At 36.7% G+C, this 18,257-nt stretch carries 11 protein-coding genes and 1 pseudogene; 6 read left to right on the top strand and 6 right to left on the bottom strand.

Translation table 11 applies throughout. The annotated features are described in order from the left end of the window. Window positions 1-786, top strand: a 786-nt coding sequence (locus F6K13_RS00715; RefSeq protein WP_287286662.1) for a metal ABC transporter permease, incomplete at its 5' end; no start/stop codon positions are given. 504 nt (window positions 787-1,290) lie between these two features. Here F6K13_RS00715 and F6K13_RS00720 read toward each other — a convergent pair. From F6K13_RS00720 to glgB, 6 genes and pseudogenes are all read right to left on the bottom strand, one after another. Continuing rightward, entirely contained in the window at window positions 1,291-2,064 is a 774-nt protein-coding gene (locus tag F6K13_RS00720; protein WP_124147064.1) for a matrixin family metalloprotease, read from the bottom strand. A 142-nt stretch (window positions 2,065-2,206) separates the two neighbouring features. Beyond that, window positions 2,207-2,410, bottom strand: a pseudogene (locus F6K13_RS00725) (UPF0175 family protein); the annotation flags it as partial. 181 nt (window positions 2,411-2,591) lie between these two features. Next, window positions 2,592-2,774 carry a hypothetical protein gene (locus F6K13_RS00730; RefSeq protein ID WP_205127639.1) on the bottom strand — a complete coding sequence of 61 codons (183 nt, stop codon included), beginning with the start codon at window positions 2,772-2,774 and terminating at the stop codon, window positions 2,592-2,594. After that, window positions 2,775-6,287, bottom strand: coding sequence for an NB-ARC domain-containing protein (locus tag F6K13_RS00735; RefSeq protein WP_353735627.1), 3,513 nt, complete (start codon window positions 6,285-6,287; stop codon window positions 2,775-2,777). Further along, window positions 6,209-7,033, bottom strand: a complete 825-nt coding sequence (locus F6K13_RS00740) for a triacylglycerol lipase (protein ID WP_240039158.1) — start codon at window positions 7,031-7,033, stop codon at window positions 6,209-6,211. Before F6K13_RS00740 ends, F6K13_RS00735 begins: the two co-directional genes overlap by 79 nt. A 210-nt stretch (window positions 7,034-7,243) precedes the next feature. Continuing rightward, on the bottom strand, window positions 7,244-9,571 hold the full coding sequence (gene glgB / locus F6K13_RS00745) for a 1,4-alpha-glucan branching enzyme (protein ID WP_124147066.1): 2,328 nt from the start codon (window positions 9,569-9,571) through the stop codon (window positions 7,244-7,246). A 1,111-nt stretch (window positions 9,572-10,682) separates the two neighbouring features. Here glgB and F6K13_RS00750 point away from each other — a divergent pair. The 5 genes from F6K13_RS00750 (at window position 10,683) to F6K13_RS00770 (ending at window position 18,215) form a co-directional block, all read left to right on the top strand. After that, on the top strand, window positions 10,683-11,258 hold the full coding sequence (locus F6K13_RS00750; protein ID WP_124147067.1) for a hypothetical protein: 576 nt from the start codon (window positions 10,683-10,685) through the stop codon (window positions 11,256-11,258). Window positions 11,259-11,513: 255 nt separating this feature from the next. Beyond that, on the top strand, window positions 11,514-11,726 hold the full coding sequence (locus F6K13_RS00755) for a hypothetical protein (RefSeq protein WP_124142840.1): 213 nt from the start codon (window positions 11,514-11,516) through the stop codon (window positions 11,724-11,726). Window positions 11,727-12,726: 1,000 nt separating this feature from the next. Continuing rightward, window positions 12,727-13,512: a hypothetical protein gene (locus F6K13_RS00760; RefSeq protein WP_124142841.1), complete on the top strand. Its 786-nt coding sequence runs from the start codon at window positions 12,727-12,729 to the stop codon at window positions 13,510-13,512. Between the two features lie 1,515 nt (window positions 13,513-15,027). Next, window positions 15,028-15,957 carry an alpha/beta hydrolase gene (locus F6K13_RS00765; protein ID WP_353735626.1) on the top strand — a complete coding sequence of 310 codons (930 nt, stop codon included), beginning with the start codon at window positions 15,028-15,030 and terminating at the stop codon, window positions 15,955-15,957. A gap of 785 nt (window positions 15,958-16,742) precedes the next feature. Further along, window positions 16,743-18,215 carry a DUF2252 domain-containing protein gene (locus F6K13_RS00770; RefSeq protein ID WP_124155136.1) on the top strand — a complete coding sequence of 491 codons (1,473 nt, stop codon included), beginning with the start codon at window positions 16,743-16,745 and terminating at the stop codon, window positions 18,213-18,215. Window positions 18,216-18,257 lie beyond the last annotated feature (42 nt).

Below are 18,257 nucleotides of genomic sequence, written 5' to 3' on the forward strand. Positions count from 1 at the left end.
CTACCATTTATGCAGCGAGCAATTATAGGGGGTATTCTATTAGGAATTTTAGGAGGAATTATTGGTGGTTTCGTGATTTTGCGCCAATTATCTTTATTTGGAAATGTCTTGGGCCATACGGCTTTTTTAGCTGTAGTATTAGCTGCTTTATTACAGTTACCACTTACGATCGCTTTAACTGTTTTTTTGGTATTCTTTGGATTAGGAATAAATTATTTAATTGAAAAAACTAATTTAGGTGGAGATACAATTTTAAGTATTGTAATTGCGGGTTCGGTTGCATTGGGTACTATTGGGTTTAATTTTATACCTGGGTATCGAGGAAATTTATTATCTATATTATTTGGTGATATTTTAGCAATTAGTAATCTAGATTTACTTTTTTTAGTTATTTTGTTAGTCGTAACATTGGGTTGGTTAGGATTGACTTTACAACAACAAATATTATTAACTTTAAATTCGGATTTAGCACAAATTCAGGGGATACCAGTACAAAGATATAAATACATATTTATAATTATTTTATCCTTGGCGATCGCTCTGACTATGAGAGCAGTTGGTATTCTATTGGTGGATGCTTTTTTGGTAATTCCAGCAGCAACAGCTAAGTTGATTTGTCATCAATTTGTACCATTTTTAGGAGTTTCTGCGACAATTGGTGCCATGAGTGGGGTGTTAGGAATGATAGTATCTGGTAGTTTTAATTTACCTTCTGGTCCTAGTATTGTTTTAGTACAGTTAGTAACATTTTTGATAGTAGTATTTTCCGGTCGAGGAAAGTTTTGAATTTATAGCAGAAGGAAGAAGGAAGAAGGAAGAAGGAAGAAGGAAGAAGGAAGAAGGAAGAAGGAAGAAGGAAGAAGGAAGAAGGAAGAAGGAAGAAGGAAAAATCTTTGGTTGTCTGAGTTTTAATCTTTTGATATATCCTAACCTTTCCTTAGACTGCTATAAAATTGGAGAAAACTTAGAGGTTTTGCTACCTTAGCAGAGTCTAGCAGAACCTATATCGCCACTTTCATGCAATAAACTAAGTGCCTATTCCAAATCTGATTGCAAAGGAAACTTACCGAATAATTAAGGTAAAAAGCCTCTGCTTTAAAGGAGAAAAAAGCAGTCGTTAGCGGAGCTTCCCGAAGGGTGGGATGGCGCCATTCGGAGCGGGTCTGCAAGAACGGGTTTCCTCGCCATATCCAATCGACCAAGAGAAGAAAAAAATTTCCTTTTAGTAAATCCTCTCCTTGAAAAGAAGAGGTAATTGTTAATTATTAATTATTAATTATTAATTATTAATTATTGAACCCCCAATCTAGTTGCTTGCAAATAAATCCGCTTCAAAGTATTAATATCCCTAGCTGAAATAGGAGGAGGTTCTGCCACCTGAGAATAATACATAACATCAGTTTTCTCAGAACTATGACCCCAAATCCCCAAAGCATGACCAAACTCGTGACGAACAGCAGCAGGAAGATATTTACCTACTTGCATCGGACTCAACCAAATTACAAAACTCTGAGATAAAGTTCCGTTCTCATCTTCATGTAGCTGATAGCGAGTCTCCGCAGAACGCGCTCTTAAATTTCCGGGGGTTAAAGGAGGTCGTTTGTTAAAAATTTTGATATCGGCAATTTCTGGGTTATCTACTATTTGCAAGGGTAAATAAGTATTCCATTCCCAGATAGCATCTATTACAATATTAGCCCATTGACGAGAGCGAGATATGTTTTGCAAGGAGTCAGGAGTTGATTTAACTGAGCTAGAAAATAGGTTATTTTCTGATTTCTTACTGTTTTGAGAAGATTCGACATAAACTTTAATAGGAAACTGCGACCAAATTAAATAACCTACATCCTGAACTTCAATGCGATCGAAATAATCACCGCTATTACTGGTGTCTTTCCATTGTGCCAAAGTTGGTGGTAAGAGGTGAGTTTTTAGAGTAGGTAAATCTTGGGCATTAACCTCTACATTAGGATTTGAAATCAAAAAATAGAAGGCTAGCATCCAAACAGCAAAACCTAGAAAAAATAAGCGCAAATAAACCGATACTATTCTGTTAACAAACATTTTAAGAAAGTGATAGGTTATGAACAAAGGTAATTGGTGGACTAAAGCCTAACTACGAGGGTAATTATAACCATTCAACCTAACTCTTTTCCCTTCTGACAACTAACAACTGATAACTGATAACTGATAACTGATAACTGAATTAGGCACGTTTTAGTTCCTCTGCTAATTCACCTTCAGTAAGTTGAAAAGTATCTACACCATAATCAGCTAATTTTGTCAAAAATAAGACTTTGGGAATACCTGCTAAATTTGCAGCAGCACCGGAAGAAAGACGACCTAATTCATAAAGTTTAATCGCAGAAATTAGTTTCATTTCTTGACTAAGTTTTTCAGGGGTTAATTTTAAAGCTAAGGCTGTTTATTCTGGTATATTAATAGTTAGTTGATACATAGGTATAATTTATTTTTTGTTCAAATATTAATCTAGAAATGATTATGACATAAAATAATCAACTTTAGTATTTTAATTCTCTAGCTTTAGTTGGAGAAACTAATAGCTGATAACTGATAACTGATAACTGAAATCACCGCCACCACCGAGAAACGTCTTGAATAGCAATGACTATATTTTTTATTGCTTCTTCACCTCCTAAAGAAAAGATGACGGTAGTTAATGCTGTTATGTCTGAGAGTAAGTCGGGGCGAGTGCGAAGGGATAGGGTGTGAAGGGTATTTTGCCAGAGGGTATAAAGTTGAGTTTTTTGCATTTATGAGAGTTTATTAGCCAAAGCACTGAGAACTTTGGGGCGATGGTACTCATCCTGAATCTGTCGAGCAGTAGCCAGTGCTTCTGGCAATATTTCTGGGAATTTATCACCTAAAGCACTGAGCATTGGGGCGCGATATCCCTCAGACTGAATTTGTCGAACGGCAGCGAGTGCTTCTGGTAATAATTCGGGAAATTTATCAGCCAAAGCTCTGAAAACTTCGGCGCGAGATATCTCAAAGTGAATTTGTCGAGCAGCAGCGAGTGCTTCTGGTAATAATTCGGGCGTCAATTTACCAGCTAAAGCTACGAGAAGTGGGGCGCGATCATACTCAGACTGAAGTTTTCTAGCAGTAGCCAGTATTTCTGGTAATAATTCTGGTAATTTACCAGCTAAAGAACTGAGAACTTCGGCGCGATATTTCTCAGACTGAATCTGTTGAGCTGCAGTCATAGCTTCTGGTAATAATTCGGGCGTCAACTTATCAGCCAAAGCACTGAGAAGTTGGGTGCGACATTTCTCGTCCTGAATCTGTTGAGCCACAGTTAGAGCTTCTGGTAATATTTCTGGGAATTTACCAGCCAAAACACCGATAAATTTGGCACGATGTACCTCAGACTGAATCTGTCGAGCCGCAGCCAGAGCTTCTGGTAATATTTCTGGGAATTTATCAGCCAAAGCACTGAGAACTTCGGCACGATGTACCTCATTCGGAATCTGTTGAGCAGCAGTGAGAGCTTCTGGTAATATTTCTGGGAATTTATCAGCCAAAGCACTGAGAACTTCGGCGCGATATCTCTCATACTCAATCTTTCGAGCCACAGCCAGAGCTTCTGGTAATATTTCTGGTGTCAATTTATCAGCCAAAACACCGATAACTTTGACACGATATTTCTCATACTCAATCTTTCGAGCCACAGCCAGAGCTTCTGGTAATATTTCTGGGAATTTATCAGACAAAGCACTGAGAACTTCGGCACGATATTTCTCATACTCAATCTTTCGAGCCACAGCCAGAGCTTCTGGTAATATTTCTGGTAATATTTCTGGGAATTTATCAGCCAAAGCACTGAGAACTTCGGCGCGATATATCTTATCCCGAATCTGTCGAGCAGTAGCAAGAGCTTCTCGTAATAATTCGGGAAATTTATCAACCAAAGCTCTGAAAACTTGGGCGCGATCTCCCTCATACTCAATCTTTCGAGTTATATCCAGTGCTTCTGGTAATAATTCTGGTGTCAATTTATTAGCCAAAGATCTGAGAGCTGAGACGTGAAATCTATCATCCCGAATCTGTCGAGTTATATCCAGTGCTTCTGGTAATAATTCTGGTGTCAATTTATCAGCCAAAGCATTGAGAACTCCGGCGCGAGATATTTCATCTGAAATCTGTCGAGTTGCAGCCAGTGCTTCTGGTAATATTTCTGGTAATTTATCAGCTAAAGCACTAAGAACTTCGGCGCGGGGTATCTCATCTGAAATCTGTCGAGCAGTAGCCAGTGCTTCTGGTAATATTTCTGGTAATTTATCAGCCAAAGCACTGAGAACTTCAGCGCGATATCCAGACTGAATCTGTTGAGCAGCAGCCAGTGCTTCTGGTAATAATTCTGGTGTCAATTTATCAGCTAAAGCACTGAGAACTCTGGCGCGATATCTCTCAGACTGAATCTGTTGAGCAGCAGCCAATGCCTCTGGTAATAATTCCGGTAATTTATCAGCTAAAGCACTGAGAACTTCGGCGCGATATCCCTCAGACTGAATCTGTTGAGCAGCAGCCAGTGCTTCTGGTAATAATTCCGGTAATTTATCAACTAAAGAACAGAGAACTTCGGCGCGATATACCTCATTCTGAATCTGTCGAGTTGTAGCCAGAGCTTCTGAAAGAGCTAGTTTTTTTAAGTTGTCTGGCAAATAATCAACTAATTTTTTGATAGAGTCTCCTTTATCCCTTGGCTCAGGCTTTTGTAATACGTAGGCTAACCCTTGCTCTGGAGTCCAGAAATTATGTTTAACCAAAGCCACCAACAAATTTCCTGGTAAATTTGCTGCCAGACTATTAATAGAAGCAGTTATCAAAGCATAACGACACTGCCAACCAACAACTTGAGGCAACCTACCTTCATCCCAGTCAATCTCCGCTAACTCCCAAGCACGAGCCACATCAGTAATAAAAATCCCCATTTGCCCTAAACGTTCGCACGTTTCATACCAACCATTAGCCCCACTTTGCGACTCCTCTGCCAATAACCCATGAATCTCCTCTATCTTCCCTGCCTTTTCCAAATGCCAGACTAGATGCTGATGAATATAACCATCATTAGGTAAAGTATGCCAAAGATGATTATCCGTTAACTTCCTATATTTCTTCAAAAATATTTTGTGAGCCTTAGCTAGACGAATACCCAACCCCGGCAAATCACCTTCTTCTGTTGGATGTAATGGTGCAGTCAACAAATTCCGAGCCAGATCGTGAAACAAATCATGTAAACGATAAGTAGGCTTACCATCTGCCAAAGCCACACCATCCAACAACAACGCCTTCCTCCGCAAATCCTTCAACTTATCCCTCGCATCCCTCTCATCATTCATACCCCAGAGGACAGCCGCCATCCCTGGAGTAATATTCACATCATCCGGCAATATTCCCAACCAAATAAAATCTTCCCGCCTTTTGTGTTTCAGTTGCTTGATACTCAAATTCAAGGAAGCAGTCAAACTCAACTTTTTTAAACTAGCCTCATCAACAACATCCTCTGGACCTAGTATATCCAACGTTTTTAACCGAGCAATTTCCCCTTGAATATCAACTAACAGCTCTCCCCAAGACATACCATCTGCAACTTGAGCCGCTGCCAACTCCAAAGCTAAAGGCAAATATCCCAGTTCCTTAACCAAAGCCTCCGCCTGTTTTGCTTCCTCTCCCCTAATTTCACGCCCTAACCTTTGACTGAGAAGTTGCATTGACTGGGATAAAGTCATCACATCCAGATTGTAAATTTCAGCATCTAAAACATCAGCGATCGCTTTTTCCCTAGTAGTCACCAAAACCTGACAGCGCGGACCTCCCAAATTAAATATTTGGGCATGGTCTGGACTCCAAGCATCATCCACCACTAATAGCACAGCTTTGTCAAAAAGTAAAGTCCGCAAATGATTAGCAGTCGCCTCCACACTTGTAGGTTTGAAATTATAGTCACCCAACGCCTGCACCCAAACACTCAGCATGGGCAAAATATTAGGCTCTTGACCCAAAGTTACCCAGAGAATACCATCAGCAAAACGAGATTGTACCTCCTCATCATAAGCTAAAGCCGTTGCCAAAGTAGATTTACCCACAGCACCCAAACCGTGGATAGCAGTCACCACAATAGCTTGGGTATCCGGTGAATTTGTCAGTAGGTTAGCCTTTAAATTGTCGCTGTATTCCGGGCGATCTACATAGTATCTGGGGAGGGGTGGCGCCTGGAATACATTGATTCTAACTTTTCTCGTATCAGTGGAGGCACCAAATATTTTTCCACAAACTTTTTTACGGAAAGATAAACCAAATCATTTTTTCCAGGTTTAGCAATAGAATTGTGGTCTGCTGGAATAGCAATAGGTTTAACATCCTTAATTCCTGGGTTAGCACTATCCTCATCCACAACCAAAACCCCACTCATGGGTTGAGTTTCATAGAGGACATGAGTTTTAATTTCCAAATTATCAACATTTTGTCGATACCATTCGTTAAGTTGCCGTAACTGAGGCGAATGCGCTTTTAATTCCTGAACATTCACCGTCGCTCTCGTTAAAAGATTAATATTATCAATTAAATTAGCCAAGTTTGAGCCTTGATGGGGAGTGGATAAAAATACAATCCCTTGAGTCTGTTTGATAATAGCTTTTTTAGCATCAAAATTTTGAGCTGTACGAATTAAATCTTTAACAACCAACCCACCCATACTGTGAGTCACAAATATCAGGGGGCGATCGCCTATATCATTAACGTCAAGATATTCCAGTAAATTACTTGCTAGGTCAAAACGGGGCATTCCCTGACCAACATATCCAAAGCGAGGCGTATCATATCCAAAAGTCCAGACATTTGCTTGTAATTCCTCCCCCAACCAAAACGGCCAAAAGTCCAAATCTTGATTATCTCTTTTGCTTTGAGGATGCCATGTACCCCAGGGGTGGCCAGCCAAACCATGAACAAAAACAATATCACCTCTGGGATGAGAATTTTCACACTTAAATACTGGTGATAAACCAAGCATATTCTCCTCTGTTATATTATTTTCAGTTAGGGGAGAGGAACGGGCAAGATGCCCATTCCACAAGATTACAAGACTACAAGATTACAAGACTACAAAACTATTAAAATCATCCCGCATTTATGCAATGCCATCTTTTCAATTTTGCTTTAATAGCTCTCAGTCATTTAACCTTCAGAAATAGTTTCAGCTTCAGTAATAGCTCTCAGTCATTTAACTTTCAGAAACAGTTTCAGTTTCAGTTTCTGTCTCCTGAGACTGGTCCATCACTGCTAACGTTTTCTCCCGGTCTAACTTCAAGACTAAAACACCCAAAGGAGGCAGACATAAGTCCAATGACTGTGGGTGGTTATGGAAGTACCACTCATCAGTCCACTTACCACCTAAATTACCCATGTTACTACCACCATAATTACCAGCGTCACTATTAAATATTTCAGTATAGAATCCTGGTTCAGGTACACCGATACGATAATGACTATGGGGTTGAGGAGTAAAATTACAAACCGCTACCACAAACTCTTTCCCATCTTTAGCGCGACGAATAAACGACACCACACTATGATTATTATCACTACAATCTATCCACTGGAAACCTTCCTCAGTACAATCTTGTTCATACAAAGCAGGTTCAGAACGATAGAGCTGATTCACATCCCGGAAAAATCGCTTCATTCCTTGGTGAGCATCAAATTGGAGCAAATGCCATTCTAAATCGCCCCAAACATCCCATTCACCCCACTGAGGAAACTCCATCCCCATAAACATAGTTTTCTTACCAGGGTGAGTAAACATATATGCAAACAACGCCCGGACATTAGCAAACTTCTGCCAATCATCCCCTGGCATTTTACCCAACATATTACTCTTGCAATGTACCACCTCATCGTGAGACAGAGCTAACATATAGTTCTCACTGTGGTGATACCAAATACTGAAAGTAACATTATTCTGGTGGAACTGTCGGAACCAAGGGTCCATTTCAAAATAGTCCAGCATATCGTGCATCCAACCCATGTTCCACTTGAGGTTGAAGCCCAAACCACCAACATAAGTAGGCCAAGTTACCATTGGCCAGGCAGTAGATTCTTCTGCAATGCAGAGAGTACCAGGATAGTAACCAAAAATCAAATGATTAACCTGACGGAGGAAATCAGCAGCTTCGATATATTCTACGCCTCCATATTGATTCGCAACCCATTCACCGTCGGGTCTCAAATAGTTGAGATAGACCATAGAAGCAACCGCATCTACCCTAAAACCATCAATATGATACTTTTCAAACCAGAAAAGGGCATTTGAAACTAAAAAGTTACGGACTTCATTACGACCATAGTCAAATACTAAAGTACCCCATTGCTTATGTTCACCTTTGCGGGGGTCTGGATGTTCATAGAGATGAGTACCATCAAAGAACGCTAAACCATGTCCATCTTTTGGAAAATGTCCCGGTACCCAGTCTACAATTACGCCAATACCATTTTCATGGCATTTGTCCACAAAGTACATGAAATCTTCAGCATTACCGTAGCGAGATGTAGGGGCAAAAAATCCTGTAACCTGATAACCCCAAGAACCATCAAAAGGATGTTCTGCAACAGGTAACATTTCAATGTGGGTGTAACCTAAATCCTTGACGTAGGCAACCAAACGATCTGCTAATTCTCGGTAGGTAAGAAAACGAGCATCAGGTCTGAGTTCCGAGACTTGAACTACAGCCTCAGTTTTCCCATCAGGCAGTTTAGCAGGTTCAGCAGCAGAGGCATGAATCCAAGAACCCAGGTGGCATTCATAGACAGAAATAGGCTTGGTGAGGGGGTCAGTGTGGCGACGTTTTTCCATCCATTCTTGGTCATTCCAAGTATATGAGTCTAGGTCAACAACAATAGAAGCTGTTTTGGGCCTTACTTCCTGTTGATATCCATAAGGGTCACTTTTTTCATAGATGTGTCCTTCCCAGTTTTTAACCTCATATTTATAATGTTCTCCAGGGCCAATATCAGGAATGAATAATTCCCAGATACCTGTGTGGCCTTTCCGCATTTGATGTTTACGACCATCCCAATAGTTGAAGTTTCCTAAAATTGAAACGTTACGAGCATTGGGTGCCCAAACAGCAAAATAGACTCCTTTGACTCCGTTAATTTCTGTGAGATGTGCCCCTAATTTTTCGTAGATACGATGATGATTTCCTTCTCCAAATAGTTGAAGGTCAAAGTCTGTGAGTTTTGGAGAACGAAAGGCGTAGGGGTCGTTGATGACTCGTTCGTGTTCTCCTTCTTTGATTTTGAGTTGATAGTTGGCCAGTTCTGGAACGTCTATTACACATTCAAAGAAATGTGGATTATGGACTGACTGCATTGGGTATTCTTTCCGATCTACCGGTGAAATGACCGAGACAGCTTCAGCACTTGGTTGGTAGGCTCGGATTACTGTCACAGTTTTGCCATCTTGTTCTATCTGATGGACACCAAGGACTTGAAAAGGGTCATGGTGATGGTTCCAAACTATTTGGTTAACTTGGTCTGCAGAAATCGTCATGTTTGTCAATATAATTTTGTTAACAATTAATTAGGAAGGCTCCAGAATGGGAAAAGATATGCTAGTCGATGCTTGATTAGCACAGATTCTCCAAATATTGGGCATACACAGCTAATGTCTAAGGGTTAAACAATAATTCAACTTTCACCTTTTTACCATGACAAGTGCTTCTGACACGCTCAATAGTTATAAAAGGATTTTTTGTTTTACACAATTAATGTTAAGTATACAAATTATGAATACAAATTCGTTATTCACTTACTCCCTATCTTGGTGCACTTTCCCTCTCTTGGTCGGTATTCCCATGGTGAGGAGACTGTTCCCTATGGTCCCGGAAGGGGAACGTCGGGTTTGGACTACTTGCGACTGTCGTCGTCGCGGGGTCGCACTGCTACTCCCTGTTCTCAATAAGGTGTAGCAAAAATGCGTAAGATTTGATCTAAGAGGCAGCATTCTGTAGGAAAAAGCGTCAGCTTTGTGTCAGGAAAATGTACCTTATGGTGCAGATATTCTCTCGACATTAAAGAGAAAATTATCCCTAAAAGAAGCTTATATAATTCTATTTTCTATATACCTCTATGTGTTTTGTCTTTATTTATCTATTCTTCCTTTAAATTAAATTTTTGTCTATTTAATCGGTGACTATTGGGACATTTAAATGGATTTTATGACAAATGCGATCGACTATTAAAAAATTAAACTTGATGGGAAATCGTATCTAAATCAGCATAGATACTTTGCAGTTTAATTACAATTGGGAAAATATTAACTAAGATTAATATTAATTTGTACTACTAAATGTTGTATAGCTATTCAAAATAAATTACGATCGATTAAATAAGAACTAAACTGGTATATTAACATTGCTATTTAAAAGTTTTAGCTTCAAAGTTTTTCATATATAATTAAAGTAATCTGATATAATAGGTAATTTTTTACAACAATTGTCAATGTAGGAAATACAACTAAAACTATCAATCAAATAACTTAGAAGCTGATAGATATAAAAATTCAAATTAAAATTTGAATGGGAAATTAAAACATATACTCAAAATTAGATACTGTTATATTTTGTATGCTTATAAATTAGATGTCAGTATAGGTAAATTATATGGTTGCAGTTAGAAGTACATTTTTGGCCCCAAACAATAAGTCCCCAAAAACAAATTTGTCTGTCGTCTCAAAAAAATCAGCTCGCCGACAAAAACTAACGTATGAAGAAAATTTATCTCATAGTAGCTATGCTTCAGAAAATAGTAGGGACTCACAAATAATTCAAGAACAGAATTTGGCTCAAGTCATATCCTTACCTAAGTCCAAACCACTCTGGTTAAAATCTTTGATGGCGACACAACTAACTTCATCCATGGTCACAGTATTATTAGCAAGTACCAGTGTAGCAATTTATGGCTGGACAATTTATGGTCAGTCGAAATGGACGACAGAATATCAACAATTACAAAAACTTAGACAAAAAGAACAACAGATAAGTGTGGCTAATGAGTTATTGAAAAATCAAATAGCTGAACAAGCTTCAAATTCTGATAATGGTTTAGTTTCACAAAATTCTGTAAAGCGGATATTTTTAGACCCAGCACCTCCACGTCCTGCTCCTAATGCTCCTAAACCTTATCTAGAATCTACTTCTGGTCATAAATATCTGCTCAAAACACCAGTGGGATATTAAATAGCATTTCTTACGGAATGCTTTTTGGGGATTTGAATCTTGCCTGAAACTATGAGCTGTGTAGACAGTGAGGATTTAAACCTAAGCTCGATCTTTTCATATAATAAATAACTTGAAATTGGAGATTGTTCTAGAAAATCTTAATCTGCCTTCCTCCTAAAATATTACATCTGCTAGATATGAGATTTGCCAAAATTAATAAAAAGCGTTATATACTTATAAGTCAATTTATGATTAAACAATAAATAATTAACAATGTCAGAAAATCAACAAGAAACTTGCCCAGTCTGTCTAGTTAAAATAGTAGGTGGAGATCGGGTGTTATTTTCTTCTGGACCACCTGGTACTAAAGCAAAGTTATGGGCTCGTGTTTGTCAATATGCTCAAAGACAAGGTTGTATAAATCAAGATCTAGATGAAGTTGGAAAGGTCAAATCTGAAGATTACTATAACCCTGAGATTTCCTAGCATCTTTTCATTTTTTCTTCTAACTTACTTGTTCTTTATAAATAGAAAAAACAGAGGCCATTATTAAAAGAAAATTGTTAATTAATTCGCTTAATTAATATGTTAAGAGTCAATATGTTACCAAAAATATATAAGGCACTAAATCCCTGTATCTATAAATATAAGTAAGAATAACAAGATTCTTAAGCTTAACATATCTTATGGTAGAAATCAGATATGATTTCTATCACCCCTTGAGTTTTTGATAGATTTTTCTTACCTTATAACCCTTGATTTTGATTTTTGATTTATTACTTCCGTGAAGTAGTATAGCGCTACGCAAATACGCTCTTGACATTCCTTTGTTCCCTCACAGGAGTGCCCATTACCTCTGTTAGTAGGTCCCATGACGAGGAAACCTCGCCGGGTTCCGAGTGGTTGCCTCTGTTGGACCCCGCTGAGTCCCACCCCTATTCCCAGATCCGGTGTTCCCTTACAACCGAAATTTATTGTCAAACGCCAAAAGACGTAGTGCTATACAGAAATAAGAAAGGAAAGGACAAGAAAAGAAAGGTAGCTTTGCTAAAAAAAAAGGGGGGTGATTTTCTACCAAGATTTTTTCTCCTAATCTCCTGCCACGCTTCTATTTGCTTTTCTGTGGTAAAAATATTTTTCAGATTATTTCCTAGAAGAAAACTTGGAAGTCCAAGACAAATGTTTTTAGATGGAGGTAGCATCAAAATACTAATTGTCGTAGGATCTTATTTCAAAGTCCGTATATTTCTATATTAATTTTTTCTAGAAACCAGTGCAGTATGCCCAACAGATCCTACTATTAACAGAAGGTTAAACATTTGAAACTCAGAATAACTGAGATAATTTTGACTTGACGTAAATACAGTAGTGATGTTTTTGATTTTTGTTGCATAAGCTTGGTTATGATATTAATCGGCATTAGAGAATAGATACTCTATATGATTTGTCAAATAGTCCTGGTTTAACCATCAAGTAAAATTAAATAATGAATCAGACTGCAGCGTTTATAGGAGGATGTATTCTGACGGGGATATTGATTGTCCTCTTGCTCATGGGTTGGATTGTATTTGGCAAGTCGTCTCCTGATTATCGGACGGAAGCGCCAAAAGCATCCCCTTCTCCCTCAATCACATTTTCTCCTTCTCCAAAAGTATATCCTTCTCCTTCTCCTTTAGTAACTGTCTCACCCCAGCCATTACCACCCCCACCAATTTCAGTCCCTTCAGTTCCTGACTTTAAGGACTATCAGTTGGAACAACAAATTAAAAATCAATCAGAGCAACAACGTTCAGCTTATGAGCAACTGAAAACTCAACTACAGCAGCAATTACTTGATATGCGACAGTTGAAAACTCAGTTAGAGCAACAATGGGCAGAGACACAACAACTGAGACTGCAACAAGATCAACTGAAGCTACAAAATGACCGATTGTTGATTCAAGTCCAGGAGCAAGAACGTTTGATTTCTGGATTGAGTCTACAACAGGGGATAGATAATTATAGCAGAAGAGCTTCAGGTAGTTCTGCGAATTATTTAGAAAAAGGTATACTGTGGTTTATTGGAGGAATAGTCTTAGCTATTTTACTTCTTGGCGGTGGTATTATTTTAGTCGGAATGATTATTTTATTAGCTCAACCCCAACGTCGATCTTCTTACAATGGGAAGAGCACAGCTCACGATATTAATGTTCCTTGGCAATATACTATTTATGAGGAGGAGGAAACTAAATTTTTACCTCCTTATATTGACAGGAAAAGAAAGCAAAAATAATAAAATAAATTTCAATAAATCAGAAAAAATAAAAAGGTAAACAATGATAGAAATAGGTGAGTAATAGAATTGAGTATTGTCCTTTGAGGCATAAATTTCCAATTTCTTTTTTGTAGTATTATTTTTGGTAATTGCTATAAATAGAGCAAGAAAATTTTAACTTTTTTAGCTAAAGGAGCAAATATTTCTTTCACTGTCAGATCATTTAGTGTGCTAATCTAGCATTTTTTATAAATTTCTCTAGCTCTCTAGATGGATATTACTTAATTTGGCATCTATTTATAGCAATTTCAGAAGACAAAAGCGGGAAAAATACTTTCCTGTTTAAGGTTGATTATTAGTCTATGTTCTAATACGAAATTAAGATAAAGTTATATAGAATAAAATTTTAATCAGAGTTGACTGTAGATCAAGACAGACAAGTTAATCAATTTCATAATTATGTTCAGCCTTACATAACATTGGTATAAGCAACTCTTTATTTTCTATATGAATATGTTATTTAATAGATTTTAGTATTAAGAATTTTTGCCCAGCTAGGATGACCAGCAGCTAATTTATAGGAGAAGGAAGAAGGAAGAAGGAAGAAAGCGTTTAGTTATCTACCAGATAAGGAAAAATCTGGTGTTGTCTGAGTTTTAAGTTTTTGATATGTCCGTGCCCTTTCCTCCCACTGCTATACCCTTGATATCTGAAATATCAAACTAGAGAAGAATGGAGTTATTTATAATTGTTACTTCGTGTTAGTTGGTAGTTAATTTTATGGATAAGTTTATTGCTTTACTATAGGTAGATGCTACTATTATTATTTAATGGATTTAAGGGTCAGAAAAAATGATTATTTTCGTGATTAAATATCCTTGATTATTGATGTACCTATTATGAAAAAGCATTTCCTGAGGTCATGCTCTGCAAACAGCAATTTAGCAGTCAGCATTTCCTGAGGTCATTCTCCGTAAACAGCGAGTGATAAATAGCTGAAACCGAGAAAAATACAATTTAAAAGAGTATTTAAACCACTCTTAAACTATTTGGCATTTATAGGCCGGAGATTTAAACTAAAGCTAAAAGCTTTTAACCCAGAGCTAGTTAACACTACAAAAAAAATTAATTGCTACAGTTGATCATTGGATATTCTGACCTTCATTCACTTTTACTATTCTGATAGTTGTATTTGCTTCTCCAATTTTAAAATTTTTGGTACAGGGTTTGTAGAAGCAAAAGAGGAAATGATTGTTCTGATTTTAGAGTAGTTAGTAAATGCAGGAATTAGTTCTGTAGGTTGGTTAATGATTATGACTGGATATCAAAGTACATTGATTTTGATGTTTTGATTTAGTGTAGTGATAAATATATTTTAAATAATAATCTTAATAGCAAATTTTAGTATCGTCTGAGCAGCGATCGCCACAGTAATAACAATGATTATGTGGAAGATTTTACTACATATTCTAGTAGTAAAATAGTTGAATTTATATCGATATATAATTTATCGCATCATCAGAAAATGATAGAATGAAGTGTAAAGTTCAACTATTTAAACTTACTGTAATTATTCAGGAGGTATCAATGTTAACCAAAGAAAATCCTTGGTCTAGCAATTTTATCACAGCAAATAGTATTAAAATCCATTATGTGACTCAAGGTTCAGGCCCTTTGATGTTAATGTTACATGGATTTCCTGAATTTTGGTATTCTTGGCGACACCAAATCCCTGAATTTGCTCAAGATTATAAAGTAGTTGCCTTAGATTTAAGGGGCTACAATGAAAGTGATAAACCAGAAGATAAATCTGCTTATGTAATGTCAGAATTTATTAAAGATATAGAAGGAGTAATCAAAGAATTAGGTTATGAAAAATGTGTTTTAGTAGGACATGATTGGGGAGGGGGAATAGCTTGGTCTTTTGCTTATGCAAATCCTGAAATGGTAGAAAAATTAATTGTAATGAATATTCCTCATCCGGCAAAATTTAGGGAGGGATTAGGTACTCCAGAGCAACTTTTGAGAAGTTGGTATATGTTTTTTTTCCAGTTACCTTTTTTGCCAGAATTAATGCTTGAATTTGATGATTATCAAGCTATTGGTTCTATTTTTCAAAGTATGGTAAATAAATCTGCTGTTACTGATGCTGATATAGAAGCTTACAAGGACGCTGTGGCTAAACGAGGTGCTTTAACTTCAATGATTAATTATTATCGTAATATATTTTCTGGATTTTTCAATCAACAAGAGTGGGGAATATTGCGAATTCCTACTTTAATGCTTTGGGGTGAAGAGGATACGGCTTTAGGAAAAGAATTAACTTATGGCACAGAAGAATATGTGGAAAATTTTCAGATTCGCTATATTCCTAATTGTGGTCACTCGGTACAACAGGAACAGCCTCAATTGGTTAATCAATATATGCGAGAATTTTTGAGTAATGATAATGATTTAAATTGAAATAAGTGCAGAGAGAATATTGATTTTATGCCATTGAAGAAGGAAGAAGGAAGAAGGAAGAAGGAAGAAGGAAGAAGGAAGAAGGAAGAAGGAAGAAGGAAGAAGGAAGAAGGAAGAAAAAAAAATTAGTATTATTACTAATTTATAGTTCGCCTTAAATGATGTGAATAGAACATTAAAATTTTTGAGGAAATAGGAAGCAGTTTCAGGTAATTAGCTAGTTTTGGGGAGAAGCAAAAATTACCATTTAGTTTTCCAATATACTTGGGAAGTAGTAATTATTGTCAGATTTGTAAAACCCTCAAAAATAAACAGAATAAAGTCTGAAATCTTTACCACTATTTCCTCTTTACTGATTCTTAAGATATTTTCTTTATAACTGTAAGCATTTCCTGTGGAATGCTGCGCAAACAGCTATTAGCTTTCCGCAACAAGACTTTCTCTTTAAGAACAGTGTTTAAATTAATATTGACTTTAAGGTCAAGGGAACCAACTTTTGTAGTAAGACAATTAATAAAGCTTTGATCGTAAACTAAAAGCAATAACTGATAGCTGATGGCTGACGGCTGAATGCTTACTTATAACTGCGTCGAATATTACTAAATAAGAAGAATAACCCGCAAAAAAACTTAAGTATTTGACGAAAATAAAGTTTGTCAAAAATTTATTTCCTTGTGCCCTTTCTAATTTTACCAATCCAACGACCACCCTATCTGCCTTGGCATAACAATAATTTTTAACGCCAACCCGCTTATATAATTAATGCCACTCAAATTACTCTAATAATGATTAATCAATTAAGTAATACGATCGGAAATAATCTAATAGTAATAACTATCCTAATTATTATAAATTGGTTATTGTTATCTTCTAATACTTTAGCTCAACCGATTGATAATAGTCGGCGCGAACAACAAGTATTCCAATCCATTGAATTAAATACGAATTTAATTTTAGAAAATGCAAATCCAGTGGAAAAACAACAGTTAAAAGACAAAAAATATGCTCAGATGCAAGAGTCAGAATTTGCATTCTACAGAGCAACAAATCATTTGTTTTGGCAAGATTTTGCTAATGATAGTAGACTCAGTAAATTTGGTAATCCTAATACAAAAACTTGGATTTTAGGAGATTGTCATGTTGATAATTTTGGTGCTTATAATAACGATCAAGGAGAAATTATCTTTGATATGAATGATTTTGACGAATCAATTATTGCTGATTATCAATATGATTTGTGGCGTTTAGCAACCAGTATTATTTTAGTGGCAAATGATTCTACCCTATCTAAATCCGAACAAGAAGAAGTTGTTGATAGCCTTAGTGAAACTTATCTAGATACCTTAGCTTCTTATGTAGGAAATGACGAAGAAACTAAAATATATTTTACAGAAGCTAATACTAAAGGAGAGATAAAAAGAACCATAGAAAAAGCCGCTCAAAAAACACGACAAGGAATGCTATATAAGTGGACTAAAGTCATAGATAATCAAAGAATGTTTGATTTTTCCAGTGAAAAATTAGGTCTTGCTACTGATGCTAAAAAGGCTATTCAATCACGAATGCTAGATTATGGTAAAACCCTTTCCGGAAACCTAAATTATGACCCAGAATATTTTAAAGTTAAAGATGTTGCCCAAAGATTAAATGCAGGTTTAGGTTCCTTAGGAACACCACGTTATTATGTCTTAATAGAAGGGAAAACTGATGCTTTAGATGATGACCATATCCTAGATATTAAACATCAGTTTCAGCCAGCACCTACTGATGAATTGTTCAGCTTATATGACCGGATTAATTATTGGAAAATATTTAATAATAGTGCTCAACGTCATGCTCTAGCTTATAAAGCACTGATTAAAGACGCTGATGACTTTTTAGGATGGATAAAACTTGTGGATAATAATCCTATTGATGGAGATTTTTCTGGTGATTATTCTGTTAGAGAAATATCTCCCTATAAAAAATCTCTCAAAATTAAAAATTTAATAGATAAAAACAGTTTTATAGAAGTCGCTCAACAATGGGGAAAAATTCTGGCTACCAACCATGCTAGAGCAGATAAAGATTTTGATAAAAAATTAGTTTCTACTTCCTTTGAAAAACAAGTAAAAAAAATTACTGATGGTAAGCATCAAGAATTTAGAAAATTAGTGCGTGAAATAGCTTTTAAATATGCGCAGCAAGTTGAAGCTGACTATGATAATTTTGTAACTGAAGAAATAGGGAATAAAGGGAGTAGGGGAGTAGGGGAGTAGGGGAGTAGGGAACCCACCCCTCACCCCTCCTGGGAGGGGTGA

Origin of the sequence: Okeania sp. SIO2B9 (assembly GCF_010672505.1) — a bacterium.
Taxonomy (GTDB): Bacteria; Cyanobacteriota; Cyanobacteriia; order Cyanobacteriales; family Microcoleaceae; genus Okeania; species Okeania hirsuta.

Excerpts from the sequence above, each read along its gene's own strand:
- F6K13_RS00760 (WP_124142841.1), top strand. The coding sequence starts at position 12,727 with ATGAATCAGACTGCAGCGTTTATAGGAGGATGTATTCTGACGGGGATA.
- F6K13_RS00730 (WP_205127639.1), bottom strand. The coding sequence starts at position 2,774 with ATGCAAAAAACTCAACTTTATACCCTCTGGCAAAATACCCTTCACACC.
- F6K13_RS00755 (WP_124142840.1), top strand. The coding sequence starts at position 11,514 with ATGTCAGAAAATCAACAAGAAACTTGCCCAGTCTGTCTAGTTAAAATA.
- F6K13_RS00720 (WP_124147064.1), bottom strand. The coding sequence starts at position 2,064 with ATGTTTGTTAACAGAATAGTATCGGTTTATTTGCGCTTATTTTTTCTA.
- F6K13_RS00740 (WP_240039158.1), bottom strand. The coding sequence starts at position 7,033 with ATGCTTGGTTTATCACCAGTATTTAAGTGTGAAAATTCTCATCCCAGA.
- F6K13_RS00770 (WP_124155136.1), top strand. The coding sequence starts at position 16,743 with ATGATTAATCAATTAAGTAATACGATCGGAAATAATCTAATAGTAATA.
- glgB (WP_124147066.1), bottom strand. The coding sequence starts at position 9,571 with ATGACGATTTCTGCAGACCAAGTTAACCAAATAGTTTGGAACCATCAC.
- F6K13_RS00750 (WP_124147067.1), top strand. The coding sequence starts at position 10,683 with ATGGTTGCAGTTAGAAGTACATTTTTGGCCCCAAACAATAAGTCCCCA.
- F6K13_RS00765 (WP_353735626.1), top strand. The coding sequence starts at position 15,028 with ATGAAGTGTAAAGTTCAACTATTTAAACTTACTGTAATTATTCAGGAG.